Origin of the sequence: Amycolatopsis sp. FBCC-B4732 (assembly GCF_023008405.1) — a bacterium.
In the GTDB taxonomy this organism is placed as follows: domain Bacteria; phylum Actinomycetota; class Actinomycetes; order Mycobacteriales; family Pseudonocardiaceae; genus Amycolatopsis; species Amycolatopsis pretoriensis_A.
Genome location: NZ_CP095376.1, coordinates 3750853 through 3770560 on the forward strand (window position 1 = coordinate 3750853; position 19708 = coordinate 3770560).

At 72.5% G+C, this 19708-nt stretch carries 20 protein-coding genes; 10 read left to right on the forward strand and 10 right to left on the reverse strand.

Features of this window, described 5'->3' with window-relative positions; translation table 11 throughout:
- Positions 1-255: 255 nt before the first annotated feature.
- The gene (locus MUY14_RS16030; protein ID WP_247023807.1) at positions 256-1641 is read left to right on the forward strand and encodes an alpha/beta hydrolase domain-containing protein; all 1386 of its coding nucleotides are present in this window, start codon (positions 256-258) and stop codon (positions 1639-1641) included.
- A gap of 128 nt (positions 1642-1769) precedes the next feature.
- Complete coding sequence (gene fadD8, locus MUY14_RS16035) at positions 1770-3374, forward strand: fatty-acid--CoA ligase FadD8 (RefSeq protein ID WP_247023808.1); 1605 nt, start codon at positions 1770-1772, stop codon at positions 3372-3374.
- A 4-nt stretch (positions 3375-3378) separates the two neighbouring features.
- Here fadD8 and MUY14_RS16040 read toward each other — a convergent pair whose 3' ends face one another.
- The gene (locus tag MUY14_RS16040) at positions 3379-4239 is read right to left on the reverse strand and encodes an RNA polymerase sigma-70 factor (RefSeq protein WP_247023809.1); all 861 of its coding nucleotides are present in this window, start codon (positions 4237-4239) and stop codon (positions 3379-3381) included.
- A 99-nt stretch (positions 4240-4338) separates the two neighbouring features.
- On the opposite strand from MUY14_RS16040, the gene MUY14_RS16045 reads away from it, so the two are divergent.
- Entirely contained in the window at positions 4339-5082 is a 744-nt protein-coding gene (locus MUY14_RS16045; protein ID WP_247023810.1) for an SDR family oxidoreductase, read from the forward strand.
- A gap of 196 nt (positions 5083-5278) precedes the next feature.
- Here MUY14_RS16045 and MUY14_RS16050 read toward each other — a convergent pair whose 3' ends face one another.
- Entirely contained in the window at positions 5279-5806 is a 528-nt protein-coding gene (locus tag MUY14_RS16050) for a hypothetical protein (RefSeq protein ID WP_247023811.1), read from the reverse strand.
- Positions 5807-5977: 171 nt separating this feature from the next.
- Here MUY14_RS16050 and MUY14_RS16055 point away from each other — a divergent pair, with 171 nt between their 5' ends.
- Both MUY14_RS16055 and MUY14_RS16060 read left to right on the forward strand, forming a co-directional pair.
- Positions 5978-6367 carry a nuclear transport factor 2 family protein gene (locus tag MUY14_RS16055; RefSeq protein ID WP_247023812.1) on the forward strand — a complete coding sequence of 130 codons (390 nt, stop codon included), beginning with the start codon at positions 5978-5980 and terminating at the stop codon, positions 6365-6367.
- A 6-nt stretch (positions 6368-6373) separates the two neighbouring features.
- Complete coding sequence (locus MUY14_RS16060; RefSeq protein WP_247023813.1) at positions 6374-6934, forward strand: PadR family transcriptional regulator; 561 nt, start codon at positions 6374-6376, stop codon at positions 6932-6934.
- Between the two features lie 4 nt (positions 6935-6938).
- Here MUY14_RS16060 and MUY14_RS16065 read toward each other — a convergent pair whose 3' ends face one another.
- The 5 genes from MUY14_RS16065 to MUY14_RS16085 are packed head-to-tail and all read right to left on the reverse strand — an operon-like array spanning position 6939 to position 10557.
- Entirely contained in the window at positions 6939-7583 is a 645-nt protein-coding gene (locus tag MUY14_RS16065) for a response regulator transcription factor (protein WP_247023814.1), read from the reverse strand.
- On the reverse strand, positions 7580-8701 hold the full coding sequence (locus MUY14_RS16070) for a sensor histidine kinase (protein WP_247023815.1): 1122 nt from the start codon (positions 8699-8701) through the stop codon (positions 7580-7582). Before MUY14_RS16070 ends, MUY14_RS16065 begins: the two co-directional genes overlap by 4 nt.
- Before the next feature lie 25 nt (positions 8702-8726).
- A complete protein-coding gene (locus tag MUY14_RS16075; protein WP_247023816.1) occupies positions 8727-9410 on the reverse strand; it encodes a hypothetical protein in 684 nt (227 codons plus the stop codon).
- Positions 9407-10312, reverse strand: coding sequence for an ABC transporter ATP-binding protein (locus MUY14_RS16080; protein ID WP_247023817.1), 906 nt, complete (start codon positions 10310-10312; stop codon positions 9407-9409). Before MUY14_RS16080 ends, MUY14_RS16075 begins: the two co-directional genes overlap by 4 nt.
- The gene (locus MUY14_RS16085; protein WP_247023818.1) at positions 10309-10557 is read right to left on the reverse strand and encodes a PLD nuclease N-terminal domain-containing protein; all 249 of its coding nucleotides are present in this window, start codon (positions 10555-10557) and stop codon (positions 10309-10311) included. Before MUY14_RS16085 ends, MUY14_RS16080 begins: the two co-directional genes overlap by 4 nt.
- A 180-nt stretch (positions 10558-10737) precedes the next feature.
- On the opposite strand from MUY14_RS16085, the gene MUY14_RS16090 reads away from it, so the two are divergent.
- The 5 genes from MUY14_RS16090 to MUY14_RS16110 all read left to right on the forward strand — a co-directional run bounded on the left by MUY14_RS16090 (position 10738) and on the right by MUY14_RS16110 (position 13910).
- A complete protein-coding gene (locus tag MUY14_RS16090; RefSeq protein ID WP_247023819.1) occupies positions 10738-11688 on the forward strand; it encodes a hypothetical protein in 951 nt (316 codons plus the stop codon).
- Between the two features lie 90 nt (positions 11689-11778).
- Positions 11779-12975 (forward strand): hypothetical protein, encoded by a 1197-nt coding sequence (locus MUY14_RS16095; protein WP_247023820.1) that lies wholly within the window; start codon positions 11779-11781, stop codon positions 12973-12975.
- Positions 12976-13058: 83 nt separating this feature from the next.
- Positions 13059-13334 carry a hypothetical protein gene (locus tag MUY14_RS16100; RefSeq protein ID WP_247023821.1) on the forward strand — a complete coding sequence of 92 codons (276 nt, stop codon included), beginning with the start codon at positions 13059-13061 and terminating at the stop codon, positions 13332-13334.
- 59 nt (positions 13335-13393) lie between these two features.
- Positions 13394-13561: a hypothetical protein gene (locus MUY14_RS16105; protein ID WP_247023822.1), complete on the forward strand. Its 168-nt coding sequence runs from the start codon at positions 13394-13396 to the stop codon at positions 13559-13561.
- Between the two features lie 79 nt (positions 13562-13640).
- Positions 13641-13910 (forward strand): transposase family protein, encoded by a 270-nt coding sequence (locus tag MUY14_RS16110; protein ID WP_247023823.1) that lies wholly within the window; start codon positions 13641-13643, stop codon positions 13908-13910.
- A 233-nt stretch (positions 13911-14143) separates the two neighbouring features.
- Here the strand turns inward: MUY14_RS16110 and MUY14_RS16115 are convergent, their stop codons facing one another.
- The 3 genes from MUY14_RS16115 to MUY14_RS16125 are packed head-to-tail and all read right to left on the reverse strand — an operon-like array spanning position 14144 to position 19614.
- Entirely contained in the window at positions 14144-15961 is a 1818-nt protein-coding gene (locus MUY14_RS16115; RefSeq protein ID WP_247023824.1) for a beta-galactosidase family protein, read from the reverse strand.
- Between the two features lie 5 nt (positions 15962-15966).
- On the reverse strand, positions 15967-17820 hold the full coding sequence (locus tag MUY14_RS16120) for a beta-N-acetylglucosaminidase domain-containing protein (protein WP_247023825.1): 1854 nt from the start codon (positions 17818-17820) through the stop codon (positions 15967-15969).
- Positions 17821-17829: 9 nt separating this feature from the next.
- On the reverse strand, positions 17830-19614 hold the full coding sequence (locus MUY14_RS16125; protein ID WP_247023826.1) for an alpha-L-fucosidase: 1785 nt from the start codon (positions 19612-19614) through the stop codon (positions 17830-17832).
- Positions 19615-19708 lie beyond the last annotated feature (94 nt).

The following is a 19708-nucleotide window of genomic DNA, read 5'->3' on the forward strand; positions in this document are numbered from 1 at the left end:
CCAGCGCAAGGTTGCGGCCCCGGAAGGACTTCCCGGATTTCTCCGGATCCGAGTGACCGGTGCCTTCGATTTGTCACTTCCCTGAGCTTTCCCCGGCGAATCCACCCCCGCCGCCGGGCCCGTCGTTGCCCTCGTCCGTACCGGCGAGTAGAAGACGAAGGCGGTGGCCGGGGCCGGCCACCGCGTCCGTGTCCGATGTGGACGGTGGCGGGAGCCGGAGCCGACCCGCCGCGGCCACCACCAGGAAGGATTCCCATGCGCAGAGCCCTGCTCGTCCTGCTGACCGCGCTCCTGCCCTGTCTCGTACTCACCGCACCCGCGCGCGCCGGCGCGCCCGCCGTGACGGCGATCCCCGCGAACGCCGGCCGGGGCTGGCCGGTCAGCGGCTCCCAAGGCGTCCTCGACCTCGCCGCGCGCGGGTACGTCGAGGAGGAGTACCTTCTTTCCGGCCAGGCCGACACGTACGCCCAGACCGGCCTGTGGACCGAAGACGGGCGGTGGGCCACCCGGATCGCGAGCACCGGCACCCCGTACACCACGCGGCTGGTCGTGGTGCGGCCGGCGGATCCCGCGCGCTTCAACGGCACCGTCGTGGTCGAGTGGCTCAACGTCAGCTTCGGCGTCGACATCCCGGTCGACTTCTCGCAGTCTTACGAGCACTTCACTCGCGAGGGCTACGCCTACATCGGCGTGACGACGCAGAAAGCGGGTGCCGACAAGCTCAAGAGCCTCGACCCGGGCCGGTACGCCGGCGTGGACCTGAGCGGGGATGCGCTTTCCTACGACGTTTTTTCCCAGGCCGCGCAGGCCGTCCGGGCCACACCGCGGCTGCTCGGCGGCCGGACGCCGTCGGTCGTGCTGGCCACCGGCCACTCGCAGTCGGCACTGCGCCTGACCACCTACGCCAACGCGATCCAGCCGGTGCGCCACGCCTACGACGGCATCCTGATCCACGGCCGCGCCGCGCCGGCGGCCCCGATCGGCGACGGCGCCCTCGGCCCGCTCTCCGCCCGCATCCGCACCGATCTCGACGTGCCGGTGTTCGTCCTGCAATCCGAAACCGACGTCGTCGCTTCGGCTTCGGTCCGCCAGAACACGGCACGGGTGCGCACCTGGGAGGTGGCCGGCACCGCGCACGCCGACCAGTACGGGCTCGACCTCTACAACGCCGCCAACGCGCGGGACGGCTCCCTCAACGGCGGCGCGCCGACGACGTGCGACAAGCCGGTCAACAGCATGACCTTCCGGTACGCGGAGAACGCCGCGTTCGCGCACCTGGACCGCTGGGCCCGCGGTGGCGGCGCCCCGCCCTTCGCGCCGCCGATTTCGCTGCTGCTCAACGTCATCGTCGTGCGCGACGCCGACCAGAACGCCGTCGGCGGCGTCCGGCTGCCGGATTTCGAAGCCCCGCTGGCGGCCTACGCGCCGAACAACAGCGGCGGCAACGTCCCGGGTGCCTGCCTGCTCCTCGGGATGACGACACCGTTGTCACCGGCGCGGATCCGGCAGCTGTACCCGGACCACGCCACGTACGTCGCGAAGTTCACCGCGGCGGCGGACCGGGCGCTGCGGGCGGGCTACCTGCTGGGCGCCGACCGTGACGAGGCCGTGGCCCGCGCCCAGGCGGCCCCGGTGCCGTGACCGCTTCAGTGCCCGCCCGGCCACCGCGGGGCGGGCACTGAAACTTGTTCCAGCACATGAGCAAGCCACCAAACCTTGCCCCGTCGTCGGATGTTGCCCGAAACAGTAACGTGTTCTAGTCTGGCGCCGTGGAAGGGAGCCCGATGGACGAGCAGGCGATGCGGTACCCGAACCACCTCGGACACCTCGTCGTGTCCGCCCTCAAGCGCCACCGGGACAAGCCCGTGATGGTGCTCGGCGACACCACGCTGACCGGGGGCCGGACCGCCGAACAGGTCAGCCAGTACGCCCAGGCCTTCGAAGCGCTCGGGGCCGGCACCGGGGCACCCGTGGCGCTGCTGTCGCTGAACCGGCCCGAAGTCCTGCTCGTCATCGCCTCCGGGCAGGTGCAGGGCTCGCGGCGGACCGCGCTGCACCCGCTGGGCTCGCTCGACGACCACGCCTACATCCTCGCCGACGCCGGCATCACCACGCTGATCATCGACCCGGTGCCCGCCTTCGTCGGCCGCGCGCTCGGCCTCCTGGAGAAGGTGCCCGGGCTGACCCGGGTGCTCACCATCGGACCGGTGCCGGACGCACTGTCCCACGTCGGCAAGGACCTGACCGCGGCCGCCGCCGGGTTCGAGCCGCGGCCGCTCGTGCCGGTCGAGCTGCCGCCGGACCAGGTCGTGTCCATCACCTACACCGGCGGCACCACGGGGAAACCCAAGGGCGTCATGGGTACCGCGCGGGCGATGACCACGATGACCCAGATCCAGCTTTCCGAGTGGGAGTGGCCGGAAGCGCCGAAGTTCCTCATCTGCACCCCGCTTTCCCACGCCGGCGCGGCGTTCTTCGCGCCGACGCTGCTCAAGGGCGGCTCCCTGGTCGTGCTGCCGAAGTTCGACGTCGCCGAAGTGCTGCGCGTCATCGAAGAGCAGCGGATCACCGCCACCATGCTGGTGCCGACCATGCTCTACGCCCTGATGGACCACCCCGACTCGCGCACCCGCGACCTCTCGTCGCTGCAGACGGTCTACTACGGGGCGGCGTCGATCAACCCGGTGCGGCTGCGCGAGGCGATCGACCGGTTCGGGCCGATCTTCGCGCAGTACTACGGCCAGTCCGAAGCCCCGATGGCGATCAGCTACCTCGCCAAGGGCGACCACGACGACGCGCGGCTGGCGTCCTGCGGGCGGCCGTCGGCCTTCCTCCGCACGGCGCTCCTCGGCCCCGACGGCGCCCCGGTGGCCCCCGGCGAGCCCGGCGAGATCTGCGTTGCCGGGCCGCTGCTGGCCGGCGGCTACTGGAACCTGCCGGAAGTCACCGCCGAGACCTTCCGCGACGGCTGGCTGCACACCGGCGACGTCGCCCGCGAGGACGAGGACGGGTTCTGGTTCATCGTCGACCGGGTCAAGGACATGATCGTCACCGGCGGGTTCAACGTGTTCCCCCGCGAGGTGGAGGACGTCGTCGCCGAGCACCCCGCGGTCGCGCAGGTCGGCGTGATCGGCACGCCGGACGAGAAGTGGGGCGAGGCCGTGACGGCGGTCGTCGTCCTGCGCGAAGCCCTGGACGAGGCCGCGATCGAGCGTCTCACCACCGAGATCCAAGCGGCGGTACGGGAGCGCAAGGGCCCGGTGCACGTCCCCAAACAGGTGATCGTCGCCGCTTCCCTGCCGATGACGGGGCTGGGCAAGCCGGACAAGAAGGCGCTCCGCGCTCAGTACGAGCCCCGCAGCGCCGCCGTGTAGGGCGTTATACGGCGGCGAGCTTGCCCGGGTTCATCATCCACAGCACCTGGTCGATGCCTTCGCCGGACGCGGTGACGGTGAGCACGGTGAAGACTTCGCCGTCCCGCGAGAGCAGCATGGCGTGCGCGCCGTTGACGAACGCCGGCGTCACCGAGACACCGGCCCAGAACCGGGTGGCGAACGCGCGGATGTACTTCGCCACCGTGGTCGCGCCGCGCACCGGGATGCGCGAAGCCCGGGCCGCTCCCCCGCCGTCGGAGTAACTGATGACGTCGGCGGCGAAGAGCTCCTCCAGCGCCGCCAGGTCGCCGGCCTGGGCCGCGGCGACGAACGCGGTCAGCAGGCGGCGCTGCTCGGGCAGCCCGGCGGGCGTGCGGCGCCCGGCCGCCAGGTGCTTGCGCGCGCGGCTCACCAGCTGGCGGGCCGCGGCTTCCGACGTCTGCACGATGTCGGCGATCTCGCGGTACGGGTAGTCGAACGCTTCGCGCAGCACGTAGGCCGCGCGCTCGGTCGGGGTGAGCTTTTCCAGCAGGAGGAGCACGGCGAGCTCGAGCACGGAACCCCGTTCGGCACCCAGCTGCGGGTCGGCGGCGGTGTCGACCGGCTCCGGCAGCCACGGGCCGACGTAGGTTTCGTGGCGCGCGTAGGCGGTCTTGGTGGCGTTGATCGCCAGCCGGGTGGTGGTCGTGGCGAGGTAGGCGGCGGGGTTGAGCACCGCGGCCCGGTCGCTCGCCTGCCAGCGCAGCCAGACATCTTGCAGGAGGTCCTCGGCGTCGACGGCGCTGCCGAGCATGCGGTAGGCGATGCCGAACAGCCGCGGCCGCACCTCACCGAACACGGCGGCGGCGTCGTCGAGATCCTCCACGGTTCCGGATCCTGTCACAAATCCGCGCGCTGTCTTGTCGTAGCGGGTGTGCGACGTCCCGGGACCGTCCGGGGCGCGCCGGAACGGAAAGGACGCCCCATGAAGGTCGTCGTCATCGGCGGGACCGGTCTGATCGGCACCGCCCTGGTCGCGAGGCTGGCCGGGCACGGGCACGAGGCGGTGCCCGCCGCGCCGAGCACCGGCGTGAACACGCTCACCGGAGAGGGCCTCAAGGAGGTGCTGCGGGGCGCGGACGTCGTCGTCGACGTGTCGAACTCGCCGTCGTTCGCCGACGACGACGTGATGGCCTTCTTCACCACCTCGACCCGGAACATCGTCGAGGCCGCGAAGGACGCGGGCGCCGGGCACTACGTCGCGCTCTCGGTGGTCGGCACGGACCGCCAGCCCGGCGTCGGGTACTTCCGCGCCAAGCTCGCGCAGGAGGAGCTGATCACCACGGCCGGCCTGCCGTTCTCGATCGTGCGCGCCACGCAGTTCTTCGAGTTCGCCGGCGGCATCGCGGACACCTCGACCACCGACGGCGTGGTCCGGCTGCCCGGCGCGGGCGTGCAGCCGATGGCGGCCGCGGAGGTCTCGGCCGCCGTCGGCCGGACCGCCGCGGGGACGCCGGTCGGCGGCGTCACCGAGGTGGCGGGCCCCGAGGTGTTCGGCCTCGACGAGTGGGTCCGTCGCGTGCTGACCGCGCGTTCCGACCCACGCGAGGTGGTCACCGACCCGGCGGCGCCGTACTTCGGAGCCGTCCCGGGGCCGGAAGACCTGCTGCCCGGCCCGGGCGCGCAGCTGGCGGAGACGACCCTCGCCACCTGGCTGACCCGGTCGTGACGCGGTCCCGCACGGGTGGCGCGGTGCCACCCCGTGCGGGGAAGCAGCATGCCCGGCTGGTAGATCGAATCGTCGTCGTTGAAGGTGTCGCGCCCGGTGCGCTGCACGTACGGCTCGGTCGCCGGCACCCGGGCGTTCAGCGCTTCGTCGAACATCAGCTGGGTGGTCAGCATCTTTTCGTTGCCCACGTGCACCATCACGTGGACGTGCACGGTCCGCCCGCGATACCAGCCCGGCCAGATCGTGGTGAACTCGACGGTCCCGCGCTGGTGGTGACCTGGGCGCCGCGCAGGTACCGCTTGTCGTCGGTGGGCTCGAGATCGGCGTCGCCACCGGGCGGCGGAACCCCGGTGGGCGGGGTGCTACCACCGCCGCCGGACTGCGCTTCCGCGCCGAAGTACAGGCCACCGGCGTCGCAGTGCCAGATCTCGACGACGGCGTGCGGGATCGGTTTGCACGTCTCGCTGTCCTGCACCTGCAGGGCCACCCGCAGTTTCATCCCCTGCTTCTCCTCGCGGACGTCGCTGCGGATCTTGTCGGCGTCGAAGTAGTACGGCCCCTGGGTGGTGGCGGCGGTGAGAGTGCACGTCCGCGCGCCGGCGAAGAGCGCCGTGAGGTCGGCGTCGGTGACCGCTTGCAGCGCAACGGTTTCCCCGGTGGACGTCGTCACCGCGCTCTTGCCGGCGCACGCCGTGACCAGCGCGCCCAAACCGACCGAGCTCACCCCCGCGAGCATCCGCCGTCTATGGCCGGTTGACTTCCGCCTGACCCGGCCTTGGCACAGCGTGGGGACGACAGCTGTGACCGGCCTGCGATGAAGCTTTGCGTCGCCGAACGGTCACGGAGGGCCATGCTGCTACGCTCTACTCAACTAATTGACTAGGTGAGGTGGCGCATGAGCAGCTTCCGCAAGGCCGTCGAAGCCCGTGATCCCGAGGCCATGGCCGCGACGCTCGCGGAGAGCGTCGTGTTCCGCAGCCCGGTGGCGTTCAAGCCCTACCCCGGCAAGGCGATCACCGCCGCGATCCTGCGGGGTGTCCTGCGCGTCTTCGAAGATTTCCGTTACGTGCGCGAGCTGAGCGGCGACGAGGGCCGGGACCACGCGCTCGTCTTCGAAGCCCGGATCGGGGACGTGCGGGTCGAGGGCTGCGACTTCCTGCACCTCGACGCCGATGGCCTGATCGACGAGTTCACGGTGATGGTCCGCCCGCTGTCGGCGGCGCAGGCACTGGCCGAGGCGATGGCGGCTCAGTTCGAGCAGATTCAGCGCGAAGCACTCAACTAAGTGAGTATGGCACTGCGCCACGCCCTGATGGCGGCGCTGCTCGAAGGCGAGGCGTCGGGCTACGACCTCGCGAAGGGTTTCGACGCCTCGGTGGCGAACTTCTGGGCGGCGACCCCGCAGCAGCTCTACCGCGAACTCGACCGGATGGCGACCGGCGGCCTGGTCGCGGCCCGGCTCGTGCACCAGGAACGCCGTCCGGACAAGCGCCTGTTCTCGCTGACCGAGGCCGGGCGCCGGGCGTTGCGCGAGTTCACCGCGCGCCAGCCCCGCCCGGGCGTGATCCGCGACGAGCTCATGGTCCAGGTGCAAGCGGTGGACGAGGGCGACGACGCAGCGGTGCAGGCCGCGCTCGAGGAGCGGATGGCCCGCGCGGAAGCCAAGATCGCCCGCTACGAGCGGCTCCGCGCGCGGCTGCTGGACGGCCGCTTCGAAGACGACTACCTCGCCGAGGCGGAGCGGATCGGGCCGTACCTGACGCTGATGCGCGGGCTGGCGTTCGAGCGCGAGAACCTGCGCTGGTGCGAGCAGTCCCTGAAGATCCTGCGGCGCCGCGCGGCCGGCGCCTAGCGCGTCAGCTCAAGCCGGCGTCGTGGACCAGGATCGCCACCTGGGTGCGGTTCGCCGCCGCGAGCTTGGCCATGATGCGTCCGATGTGGACTTTGATCGTCGACTCGCTCACCACGAGCGCCTTCGCGATCTCCGCGTTGCTCTGGCCGCGTCCGATGTGGACGGCGACGTCGTGCTCCCGCGGCGTCAGCACCGACAGCCGGGCCCTGGCCTGGACGCTCCCGCCGCCCGAGGCGAAGTCCGCGAGCAGGCGCTTGGTGATCTTCGGGGACAGCATCGCCTCGCCGCGGGCCGCCACCCGGACCGCCGTCACCAGCTCGCGGGGCGGGGTGTCCTTGAGCAGGAAGCCCGCCGCGCCGTGGCGCAGCGCCGTGTAGACGTACTCGTCGACGTCGAACGTCGTCAGCACGACCACCGCGGGCGCCGCCGGGTGGCCGGCCAGCCGCTTGACCACCTCGAGGCCGTCGACCTTCGGCATCTGGACGTCGGTGAGCACGACGTCCGGCCGGTGGCGGTCGGTCAGCTCGACCGCGCGCGAGCCGTCGGTGTCCTCGGCCACCACCTCGACGTCGTCGGCCGACTCGAGGATCATCCGGATGCCGCTGCGGACGAGTTCCTCGTCCTCCAGCAGCACGACCTTCACCGTCATCGTGCTTCCCTTCCCACCGGGAACCGGGCCAGCACCCGGAACCGGCCGTCGCCCGCGGGGCCCGTCCGCAGGTCGCCGCCCGCCAGTTCCACCCGCTCCCGCATGCCGACCAGCCCGTAGCCGGACCCCGGGACGGCGCTGCCGTGCGGGGTGAGCCGGTTGGTCACCTCCACCGCGAGCCGGTCACCGGTGACGTCCAGCCGGACGTCGACCGCCGCGTGCGGCGCGTGCTTGCCCGCGTTGGTCAGCGCTTCCTGCACGACCCGGTAGACGGCGCGGCCGACCTGGTCCGGCACCACGGGCAGCGGGTCGGGCAGCGCCAGCTCGACCCGCGCACCGGTCGCGGTGACCTCTTCCACCAGGTCTTCCAGCGACGCGAGCACCCCGGCGCCCGGCACCTCGACGGCGTCGTCGCGCAGCACGCGCAGGATGTCCCGCAGCTCGTCGAGCGCGGACGCGCTGGTGGCCCGGATCGTCTCGGCGGCCTGCTCGGTCTTCTCGTCCGGCGCCCGCAGCGACAGCGCGCCGGCCTGCAGCGCGACGGCCGTCACGCGGTGGGCGACGACGTCGTGCATCTCCCGCGCGATCCGCCGCCGCTCGGCGAAGACCGCCTGGTCGGCCAGCAGTGTGCGGGTGCGCTCGGCTTCGTCGGCCCGCTCCCGCAGCACGGTCAGCAGGGCGGCGCGCTGGTGCATCCACAGGCCGGCCAGCACCGGGCCGAGCACGAAGAAGCCCAGCACGAGCACCAGCAGCGTGAAGCTCTCCGGCGCCCGCAGCACCGGCACGACGTTCCCGGCGATCCCGGCGATGACGACCGCCAGCCCGGTCACGACGCTCACGCCGTACCGGACGGCGACCGAGTACTGCGCCACCATCAGCGGCAGCAGCGTCACTCCGGCCGGCATGCACGCGACCGCGACCAGCAGCACCAGGAACGGCCAGCGCCGCCGCACGAGCAGCGCGAGCCCCGAGACGACCACCGCCGGCACGTAGAGCGCCGGGTGCGGGTCACGCGGGTCACCGCCGGCGAGGGTGACCGCGATGATGGCGGCGGCCACGGCGACGTCGAGCGCGAGCAGGAGGGCGCGCCCGTCCCACCACACCAGCGCTCGCCTCATCGTGCCCAGGTTAGGGCGCACGCGGTCAGCCGTCACGGCGAGGCAGGGTGAAGGTCACGACCGCGAGCCCCGCGGCCACCAGCCCCGCGAACACCCCGGTGCCCGAAGGAGCGGACAACGCGGTGCCGCTGACCGGCAAGGCGGTCATGGGCACGCCGCCGAGCGCGGCCAGCGCCGTCTCCGCGACGAACACCCACACCGCGAAGACCCCGATCGCCGGCCCGGTGTGCCGCAGCAGCCCGCCGAGCGCGACCCCGGCGAGTCCGGAAAGGACGGTCAGCAGCAGCACGCCCGCGACCGCCCTGCCTGCCGCCCCCGCGCCGGCAGGCAGGGCACCCCCACCGGTGAGCACCCCGGCGGCGGTCAGCACCGCCATCAGCACGCCGCCGCCCAGCCCGAACCCGGCGGTCACGAGCGCCCGCGCCCCGACGATCCGGGCCGGCGAGCGCAGCACGAGCTTGGTGGTGGCGAGGGTCCCGTGCTGGTGGTCGAGCCCGAACGCGGCCACCCCCACGGCGGCGACGAGCAAGGCGCCCACGCGGTCGGTGAGGCCGAACGCGGAGGTGAACGCGTCCAAGCTGCCGAGGTCGCGTTTGAGCCCCCAGTAGAGCCCGGAGGCGAACTGAACGGCCCCGGCGCCGGCGAGCAGCAGCCACGTGGAGCGCAGGGACCGGACGCGGAACCATTCGTAGGCGAGGGCGTGCGTCACGACCCCACCCCCCGGTACCGCACGGCCGCCGCGGTCGCGGCCAGGAAGGCGTCCTCCAGGCCGCTGCGCCGCACGAACAGCTCGTGCACGGCCACCCCGGCACGCGCGGCGACCGCGGCCACCCGGCCGGTGTCCGCCGTCTCCACGACCAGTTCGCCCGCCGTCTCCTGCCTCACGCGCAGGCCGTCGCGGGCCAGCGCCACCAGCAGCACGCTGGGCTGTGAGGCGCGCACCACGACATCGGCCCGCGCGTGTTCCCGCACGAACTCCTCCAGCGGCCCGGCCGAGACGAGCCGCCCGGCGCCGATCACGATCACGTCCTCCGCGAGCAGGGACACCTCGGCGAGCAGGTGCGAAGACGCGAGGATCGTGCGCCCCTCCCCCGCCAACCCGCGCAGCAGATCCCGGATCCACCGCACTGCCTCCGGATCCAGGCCGGTGGCCGGCTCGTCCAGGACCAGGTACTCCGGGTCGCCGAGCAGCGCCGTGGCCAGGCCGAGCCGCTGCTTCATGCCGAGGCTGAAGCGGCCGGCGGGCCGGTTCGCGGCCGACTCCAGCCCGACGGCCGCCAGGACCTCCCGGACCCGCCGGGCGGGCAGGCCGCCGCCCGCGGCGACCATCCGCAGGTGCGCGGCGGCCGTCCGCGCCGGGTGCACCGCGGCGGCGTCGGTGAGCACGCCGACCGTCCGCAGTGGACCGGGGACGTCCGCGTAAGCCCGCCCACCGAACGTGGTCCGGCCCGCGCCGCGGGTCAGGCCGAGCATCAGGCGGATGGTCGTCGACTTGCCGGCGCCGTTGGGGCCGAGGAAGCCGGTGACGACGCCGGGCCGCACGGTGAACGAAAGCCCGGAGACGCCGGTGCCGCCGCGGTAGGTCTTGGTCAGCCCCTCCGCGACGATCATCGGCGGGCCGGCAGGTAGGCGTCACGCCGGCCGACCGCGAACCACAGCAGGCTGCCGAGGAACGGCGCGCAGAAGGCGAAGATCACCCAGACGAGCTTCATGCCCCCGGTCAGCCGCGAGCCGAGGATGCTGACGAGCGCGGACAGGAACAGCACGACGAAGGCCAGCACGACGGCGCCGGTCAGGCCGAGCAGGAGCCACGACCAGGTTTGTTCGTGGCCTTGGACCAAGTCGGCCGGGTGCATCGGTTCTCCTTGTGACGACGGGAAAGGCGACACGTCCATGATCGCTCTTCCCCGAGGCACGCACATCGGGAGTCCGGAGGACCCGGGGTCATCAGAAAGTACTACTCCGGACCGGGCGCTTGTACGGCTCTTGTACGGCCGCCCCCGACCATCGGCCGCACAAAGCGTTCTGGAGGACTCGTGAGAACCACACTCAAGGCCGCGGTCGCCACCATCGGCCTGGCCACCGCACTCACCGGGCTGGCCGCCCCCGCCGCGCAGGCCGCGTCGGCCTACCCGGTTTCGACCACAGTGGACGGCCGGACCGTCAAGGACCCCGGCGTCGCCGTCGGTGCGCAGCGCATCGCGAACATGTACCCGGCGGGCACCTCGGTCACCCTGGCCTGCCAGGACACCGGCCCGGCCTACGGCGGCAGCAGCGTCTGGGACCTGACCACCGACGGCCTGTGGGTGCCCGACGCCTACGTCAAGACCGGCTCGACGTCGATGGTCGCGCCCCGGTGCACGACCCCGCACGCCTTCCCGGCCAAGGCCGACCTCGACGGCCGCGCGCACAAGGGTGACGCGGCCGGCGCGACGGGCAGCGTCGCCGACAAGTACCTCACCGGCGCTGCGGTGCCCGTGGTCTGCCAGGCCACCGCGTCGGACGAGATCTGGGACTTCACCGCCGACAACCTGTGGGTGCCCGACGCCTACGTCAAGACCGGCACCGACGGCTTCGTCGGCGGCGTCCCGCACTGCGACACCGACGGCCTCGAGCCGGGCGGCTCGACGTCCGCCGCGGACCCGCGGGCCGACAGCGCGATCGCGTTCGCCAAGGCGCGGCTGGGCCACACCGACTGGAACAACCAGTGCGAGCTGTTCGTCGAACGCGCCTTCGGCACGAGCGGCCGGTTCGCCAGCGCCACGACGCACTACCAGTGGCAGAAGAGCAACGGCCGGATCCACACCGGCTCGGTCGCCCCGGCCGGCGCGGCGGTCTTCTTCACCAGCACCACCAGCAACGGGCACATCATGCTCGCGCTCGGCGGCGGGGTCGCGATCAGCACCGGCCCGTCGGTCTACCGGACGAGCACCTACGCGCAGCGCTCCGACTACCTCGGCTGGGCCTACGTCCCGTCGAGCTGGTGAACGGATACCGCCCATCCGGCGAAGGCTGTTGCTCTTCCACCTGTCCGGCACGACGATGAGCCGGGCACCGATCGGACTCTTGGGGGTCAGATGAAACTGCGCCATCGATGGACCAGGGCCGCGCTCGCCGCCGGCGTGCTCGCGGGCCTGCTCGCCGCTCCCCCGGCCGCGCTCGCCGCCGCGGGACCGACCACCCTCACCGCGAGCCAGTACACCCTCGCGGCGAACTACAACCAGTTCGACACCGTGAACAACGCGCTGGTCTCGACGCTGGGCACGGCGGCCGTGCACACCGTGATGGAGAACGCGAACCACGACCGCACCGCCCTGCCGTCGTCGTTCTCCGTGTCCGGTCTGTCCGGCGGTTTCCGCTTCGACAGCGGCGACAACTCCGACTGCGCGAACTACCCGCAGGGCATCACCACCAGCCGGGACGCGGTCGGCACGGCCAACAGCGGCAACTACGACGGCCACCAGCTCGTGCTGGTCAGCTGGTACACCAAGGACGGCTGCGACGGCGCCCAGCAGCGCAGCCGGATCACGCTGGTCGACTGGGACGCCACCTACCCGAACGCCTACCGCAAGGTCCTGCTGGTCGAGCCGACCGGGACCGCGGCGGCGCCGGACTTCAAGGACATCCCGATCCACGCGGGCGGCGTCTCCTGGTACGGCGACTACCTCTACGTCGCCGACACCGGGAAGGGCATGCGCGTGTTCGACATGCGCAAGATCCTCAAGACGAACACCGGCGGGACCGCCGACCAGATCGGGCACCAGAGCGGCAGCACGTACTACGCGCACAACTACGCCTACGTCCTGCCGCAGGTGGGGTCGATCACGTCGAAGACGACGTCGGGCACGAACCTCGCGTGGTCGTCGATCTCGCTCGACCGGGTCAGCAAGTCGATCGTGATGACCGAGTACACCTGCCCGTCGGGCTGCACGGACTACCCGAACCGGGCGCCGCGGGCGATCCGCTACCCGTTCGCCTCCTCCGGCGTGTTCGCCGCCACGACCACGGCGAGCCAGGCGCTGCAGCTGCCCTGGTACAAGCTCAACGGCGTCGCGTCGCACAACGGCCGCTGGTGGTTCAACTCCTCCGGCCAGAAGCAGCTCTACTACTGGAAGCCGGGCGCGAGCTCCTCGACGTTCGCGTGGGTGGGCAGCGGCGAGAGCATCTCCTACTGGGAGGACGACACCGCCGCGGACCTGCTGTGGTCGCTGCAGGAGGGCGCGGGCAACCGCAACGTCTTCGCGGTCACCCAGGCCACCTACGGCGGTGGCTGAGGTAGCCTGACCACATCGGACGATTCGGACAGCACAGCGACCCGAGGCGGTACCGCCGCCTCGGGTCGCTGCTTGCCGTCCTGTTGTTCCTCGGCGGCGCCCCGGCGGTCCAGCCGTGGGCACCGGCCCCGCACGGCCCGGCGGTGGCCACCGCGCCTTCGCACGACCTGATCTCGGTCCGCCCGGCCGTCCCGCGCGGGCCGGCCACCACCCCGGTCCCGCCGGCGATCGCCCCGGCCCCGGCCGGCGTCGCGCCCGCCCCGAAGTGGTGGCGCGCCGAACTCCCCGGCGAGGCACTCCGGGCGGTCGCGCTCCCGACCTCGCGCTCCACCCGCGCCCCGCCGTCCTTCGCGAGCTGAACCCCCTCACACGACGCCCCGTTCGGCGTCGTGCTCACTGCTGCGCGAAGGAAACCCCCATGTCCGTTGTCGTGTTGACCCTGCTCGCCGCCACCGCCGCGGCCGCCGCCGGCCTGCTGTGGAAGATGTACCGGGCCGACGAGCCCCTGCTCGGCGGGCTCGCCATCTGCCTGCTGGTCGGGCCCGGAACGGTGCTCGCGTTCCTGCACGTGGGCCTGGCCGCCTAGCGTCGCGTCCGTCCGGTAAGGCGCGGGCTTCGGTCCTCTTCCCTACCAGGGGACCCTTCCCTGCCGCGACAGACCGACCATGGTCGCCGAGTCGATCCGCCGCCACCGAGGTCGGCTGCGCTCACGCTGGCGCAAAGCCACCCCCGCCGGACAGGCGCTGGCCGTGCTGCGTCACGACCCGCGCCTGGCCGACCTCGGCGGCGGCACGGGTGTGTCGGCCTCCACGGTGCGGCGCCGGGTCCTGAAAGTCATCGCCCTGCTCGCCGCCCGGTGCGGCCAGGCCGCACTGCCGACATCACCGCCGCCCGCCGGCTGCGGATCCGGGAACGTCTCCACACCCGGGGCCTGACCCCGGCCGGCACAGAGACATCCGCACCACCCGCGATTGCGGTATCTGCGCTGGAGCCTGTGAGCAGATCGTGCTCACGCCCTATAAAGCCGAAGCCCGCCGGCCGCTGACGAAGGTCCAGCAGCAGGCGAACGCAGAGTTTGTCCCGGACGAACTCCGGATGGCACCGGGGCAGGCCAACCCGGCCTGACCAGTGCTCGACCCGGCCGTCGGACAAGCAGCGACGCGCGCACCTAGCCCAGGTCCGGCACCGGGCGGAGCTCGATCGTCGGCCCGGGCTCGTGCAGTTCGAGGACGACGATCGAGTTCGTACCCTTCCGCCACAACGGCTTCGGTGCGTACAAGGTCCGCTGCGGCCCGATCTTCCAGTAGCGGCCGAGGTTGAAGCCGTTGAGCCACACCACCCCCTTCTCCCAGCCGGGCAGGGCGACGAAGCCGTCTTCGGGGGCCGTGATGTCGGTCGTGAAGCGGTGGAACGCCGGGCCCGCGACGCTGCCGGAGCCGAAGCGCAAGCCCGACAGGTCGTCGAGCGGGAGCGGGCGGATCTCCCAGCCGAACAGCTTCTGCTGGGTGCTCATCGCGACCCAGCCGTCGATGCCCTTCCGGTCGGCGAGGTAGGGGCCGTAGTTCACCCGGCCCATCGCGTCGACCAGGATGTCCAGCCTGGTCGACGGCTTCGTCAGCGTCAGGTCCAGCGTGCCCGCCGGCCGGTTGCGGTCCAGCACGCCCAGCGGCGAGCCGTCGGCGAAGACCAGTGCCCGGTCGGCCAGGCCGTGGATGCTCAGCGGTCCGGAATGCGGGCCCTGGACCGCGGTGCGGTAGTGGATCAGGCCGGTCGCCTGCCCGAGGCGTTCCATCGGCACCGGCTGCGCGGACCGCACCGGTTTCGCCAGCGCGTCCAGGGAGTCCAGCAGCGGCACCGCACCCGAAGCCGTCAGGGTCCGCGCCGCCAGCCGGGCGGACGGGCCGGGCGCCGGCGCGACGACGCCGGTGTACTTCGTCAGCACGGGCCGCAGCGCGGCGAACTTGGCGCCCAGATCGCCCGCCTCGCCGACCGGTGAGTCGTAGTCGTAGCTGGTCACGGTCGGCTGGTAGGTGGTGCCCGAGGTGTTGGCCCCGGCGGTGAACCCGAAGTTCGTGCCGCCGCAGGCCATGTAGAGGTTGACCGACGCGCCGGTGGCCAGCAGGGAGTCCACATAGGACGCCATCTGCGCGGCATCGCGCGTGTTGTGCTGCTCGCCCCAGTGGTCGAACCAGCCGTCCCAGTACTCCGCCATCAATGCCGGCTTGCCCGGCTGGAACGCCTTGAGCGCGGCCAGGCCGGACGCGGGATCGCCGTCGCCGGTGCCGGCCTCGAAGGTGCCCGGCAGGGAACCGAAGCGCAGGAAGAAGTCCGACGCACCGTCCGCGGCGAACAGCAGGCTCGTCATGCCCCGGCTCCGCAAGCCGTCGCGCAGGTGGGCGAGGTAGCTCGTGTCGTTTCCGTAGCTGCCGTACTCGTTCTCGATCTGGACGGCGACGATCGGGCCGCCGTGCTGGGCTTCCAGGGGCGCGAGCCGCGGGATCAGCTGGTCGTACCAGGCGTCGACGGCCTCGAGGTACGCCGGATCCGCGCAGCGCAGCTCCAGGTCCCGGTCGGCCAGCAGCCACGCCGGAAGCCCGCCGAACTCCCACTCCGCGCAGATGTACGGACTGGGCCGCACGATCACCGGGAACCCGAGCTCCCCCGCGAGCCGGAGGAACGCGGGCAGGTCGCGCCACCCGCCGAAGTCGGCGCGGCCCGGCTTCGGCTGGTGGAAGTTCCACGGCACGTACGTCTCGACGGTGTTGAGCCCCAGCGCCTTCAGCCGCAGGAGCCGGTCGCGCCACTGGTCCGGGTGGATCCGGAAGTAGTGGATCGCCCCCGACACGATCTGGAACGGCTTCCCGTCCAGCAGGAACTCTTCGCCGGACACGCTCAGGCCGCGCCGTCCCGCCGCGCCCGCCGGACCGGCCAGCACCGCGCCGGCCGTGATCGCCGCCGCGCCGCCGAGGAAGCTCCGCCTGCTCACCGCGTTCACGCCTGCCCCCGCAGCCGGCCCAGGAGAGCATCGAGGACGCCGTCGCCGACGAGGGCCTGCCGCACGCCCCACCGGTTGGTGTCGCCGGTCTTGACCGCCGTGGCTCGCGTGACGAGGTCGTCGGCGGCCGCGGTGAGCCGGTCGGCCTTCGCCTGGTCGCCGCGGGTGGCGGCGGCCAGCGCGTCGAGGCGGGTGACCAGCGCGCCGCCCCACAGCGCGGTCGCGTCCAGCCACGGTCCGGCCTCGGCGACGAACGCACTCTGCACCCGGCCGCCGCGGATCACCCCGGCGGCGTCGCGGACGCGGACCGCGTACGCCCGGAGTTCGGCCAGGGCCCGGTGGTCCCCCGCGTTCCAGTGCCGCCAGAAGTCCGCGGCCTTCGCGGCCAGAACCGGCGCCTGCGGTTGCCACGGCGTCGGGCCGAACGTCGGGGCCAGGTGTTCGAGGTCGGCGAACACGGTCAACGCCGCCGTGGCCCGCGGGTCACCCCCGGCGAGCCGGGCCAGTGCCTGCGGCCACGACCGCTGCGGCGAATACCCGGCGTCGTTCCACGCGAAGTCCGCGGCACCGAATTCGGCGACCTCGCTGGCGGCCTCCTGGTTCATCGGGTTGGCGACGATCCCGTTGAGGTAGGCCGACAGCCCGGATTCCCGCTGCGCGTAGGGCGCGAGCAGCAGCCGACCGGCCGACTGCTCGTAGTCGTTGACCGGGTAGTTGTCCCAGAGGAACACCTTGCGACCGTACACAGTGGACACCTGCGCGGCTTCGGCCGTGGTGACGCTCGGCGGCACGACGTCGGTCCCGGTCCACTGCACGACGACCGACGGATCGAGGTGCTCGCGCAGCTCGGTCTTGTACGGCGAATCCTTCAGGTCGCTGTACTCGGTCGGCACGGTCTGCAGCGGCCGGACGCCCTGGTGGGTCTGGCCGAACTCCTCGGTGATCGCGTTGAGCAGCGAGACCTGCGCCGCGCCCGCGGCGGCCTGGCCGGGTGCCCCGAAGGCCGCCTGGTCGGCGGCGCAGTTCCACTTCGTGTACGAGATGTCGTCGAACGGCAGCGAAAACGAACGCACGCCGAGGTCGTAGACCGCCTGGAACTTCGCTTCGACCGCGGCGACGTCGGCCGCCGAGGAGAAGCAGATCGAGACGCCGGGCGAGAGGGCGTAGGTGAATTCGACGTGGTGGGCGCCGGCCGAGCGCACCAGCTGCCCGAGCGTGGCCAGCTCGTCGGCCGGGTACGGGTCGCGCCACCGCGCGCGCAGGTAGGTGTCGTCCTTGGCACTGTAGATGTAGGTGTTCGCCTTGACCTCGCCGAGGAAGGCGAGCTGGCGCAGCCGGTCCGCGGTCGTCCACGGCGGACCGTAGAAGCCCTCGATCGACCCGCGCAGCGCCATGTCCGGCCAATCGCGCACGGCCGCGCCGGCGATCGCCCAGCCGTGTCCGTTCCGGACGAACAGCTGCCGCAGCGTCTGCACGCCGTAGTACTGCCCGGCGCCGTCACGGCCGCCGATCGTGATCCCGGTGCGGGACACGCTGAGCGCGTACCCCTCGGCCTGCTCCGGAACGTCGCGACCGGTGCTGCCGAGCCGGACGACCAGGCCGCGGCTCCCGGTCTTGACGCCGTGGTCGCGCAGCAACGAGGTCAGCAGGTCCTTCGCCGCCGGGTCGGTGGTGGCGTCGGTGACGAGCGCGACCGACGACGGCAGCGGCACGTCCGCGGCGGTCCGCTCGATCTGCTGCGGAGCCGGGGAAACGACCGGAAGCGCACCCCCGGCGGCGGCGGGTCCCGCCGCGGTGAGGGTGGCGGCCACCGTGACGACGGCGGCGAACAGGGCTCGGTGGCGGATCATGGCTCCCTTTCAGGCGGCGGTGCGGTACAACGCGAAGGTGGCCAGGTACGGCGTGGCGCGGGACTGCGTGACGACGACGCGCAGGTGCGCGGCGGTCACCGGCGCGGGCAGGGTGATCAGCCGCGTGAAGCCGATGGTCGACACGGTGGCGAGGGTCCGCCAAGTGCCGTCGACCTCGGCCTGCACCTGCGCGCCTTCCACGTGCTGGCCGCGCGTGATGTCCTCGCCGAGGCGGATCTGGTCGAACGTGACCGGCCGGGGCAGCCGGACGTCGAGCGGGCGGTCCAGCCGTTCCGCAGTCGTCAGCGCCGCGTCCGTGACCGCCGCCGGGCCGCCCGCGGCGAGGTTGCGGGCCTGCGTCCGGGCGATCGCCTGCCCGAAGCCGGCCAGCGCGGCGGTGTCGGCGGGCGCGATCCGGCCGTCCGGGCCGGGCGGGACGTTGAGCAGCAGCGACGAGTTCCGCCCGACGGTCCGGCGGTAGAGCTCGACCAGCTGTGCGGCGGTCTTCGGCTGTTCACCGGGGTGGAAGAACCAGCCCGGCCGGAGGGAGACGTCGGATTCGGCGGGCGCCCACTGCAGGTACCGCACCGACGGGTCGGCCAGCTTCTGCCGCGAGCCGAGGTCTTCGGCGGTCGCGCCGCCGAGGAACAGCTCTTCGTTGTGCGCGGTCGCCGGGTCGCCGGTGGTGGGCAGCGGGCTCCACTCGGTTTCGCGCGCCTGCCCGGCCTCGTTGCCGACCCAGCGCACGCCCGCGGGCCCGGCGAAGGTGACGGTGTCCGGGGACAGCGCGTGGACCAGCCGGAACCACGTCGTGAAGTCGTAGGTCTCGCTGACGCCGTGGTCGCGCCACGGGTTCGCGCCGTCCAGCCACAGTTCGTCGATGGGGCCGTACTGGGTGAACAGCTCGTAGATCTGGTTGAGGTAGTAGGCGTTGTAGTCGTCCTCGTCGACGGTGAACCGCGGCAGCTTCCCGGCGGCGAGCGCGGCGGCGCGGTCGTCGTGCGGGACGAGCGCCGGGATGGTCCGGCGGGTGACCGCGCTGCCCGTCCCGTACCGGCTCTGGCCCTGCGGCGCGCTCGCGCGGTCCTCGTAGGTCGCCTGCTCCTCGATGCTCAGCGGCTGCCCGGCGGCGACCTTCGCTTCGATCCGCGTCACCTCGTCGGCGAAGAACCGCTTCGGCAGCTCGGCGCCATCGGCGGGCGACAGGTAGACGCCGACCTTGAGCCCGGCCGCACGCGCCGACTCGACGTAGTCACGCAGGACGTCGCTACGCGGGTTGGCGCACTCGGCCCGCGTCTGCCAGTACGCCGAGGGGTCCTGCGCGCGATTGGCCTCGGCCGTGTCCCGGGCCGACGCCCCGCACCATGGGCTCGCGACGACGGAGTGGTTGGTGTAGCGCGTCGGGTAGAGGACGAACCCGTCGTGGTGCTTGGCCGTAAGCATCACCTGCGTGACGCCGGCGGCCTTGAGCGAGCGCATCCACTGCGCGGTGTCGACGGCCGGCGGGGCGAAGGCCGATTCCCGCTCCGCGCCCGAGCCCCATTCGCGGTCGGTGAAGGTGTTCATCCCGAAGTGGGTGAACGCGGTGACCGGCCGCTGCTGCCAGGCGAGCTGACCTTTCCGCGGGACGACGGCGGCTGCCTTGGCGACGATCCGGGCCGGGCTGTCGCACGCCTGGACGGTCATGATGGTCGCCGGTCGGATAGATCCACCGCACCCGTCGGCGGCGGCCGGGACCGCCACCACAGTGCCGGAAACGACGACGGCCGCGAGGACCAGACCACGAAACGTCATGACTCTCCTCGTGACGGACCGCGCCACAAACCCGGCGGCGGCAGGACGGGGTGGACGTTCGTCAGGCTAGGTCGGCCAGCCATCGGATGTCTAG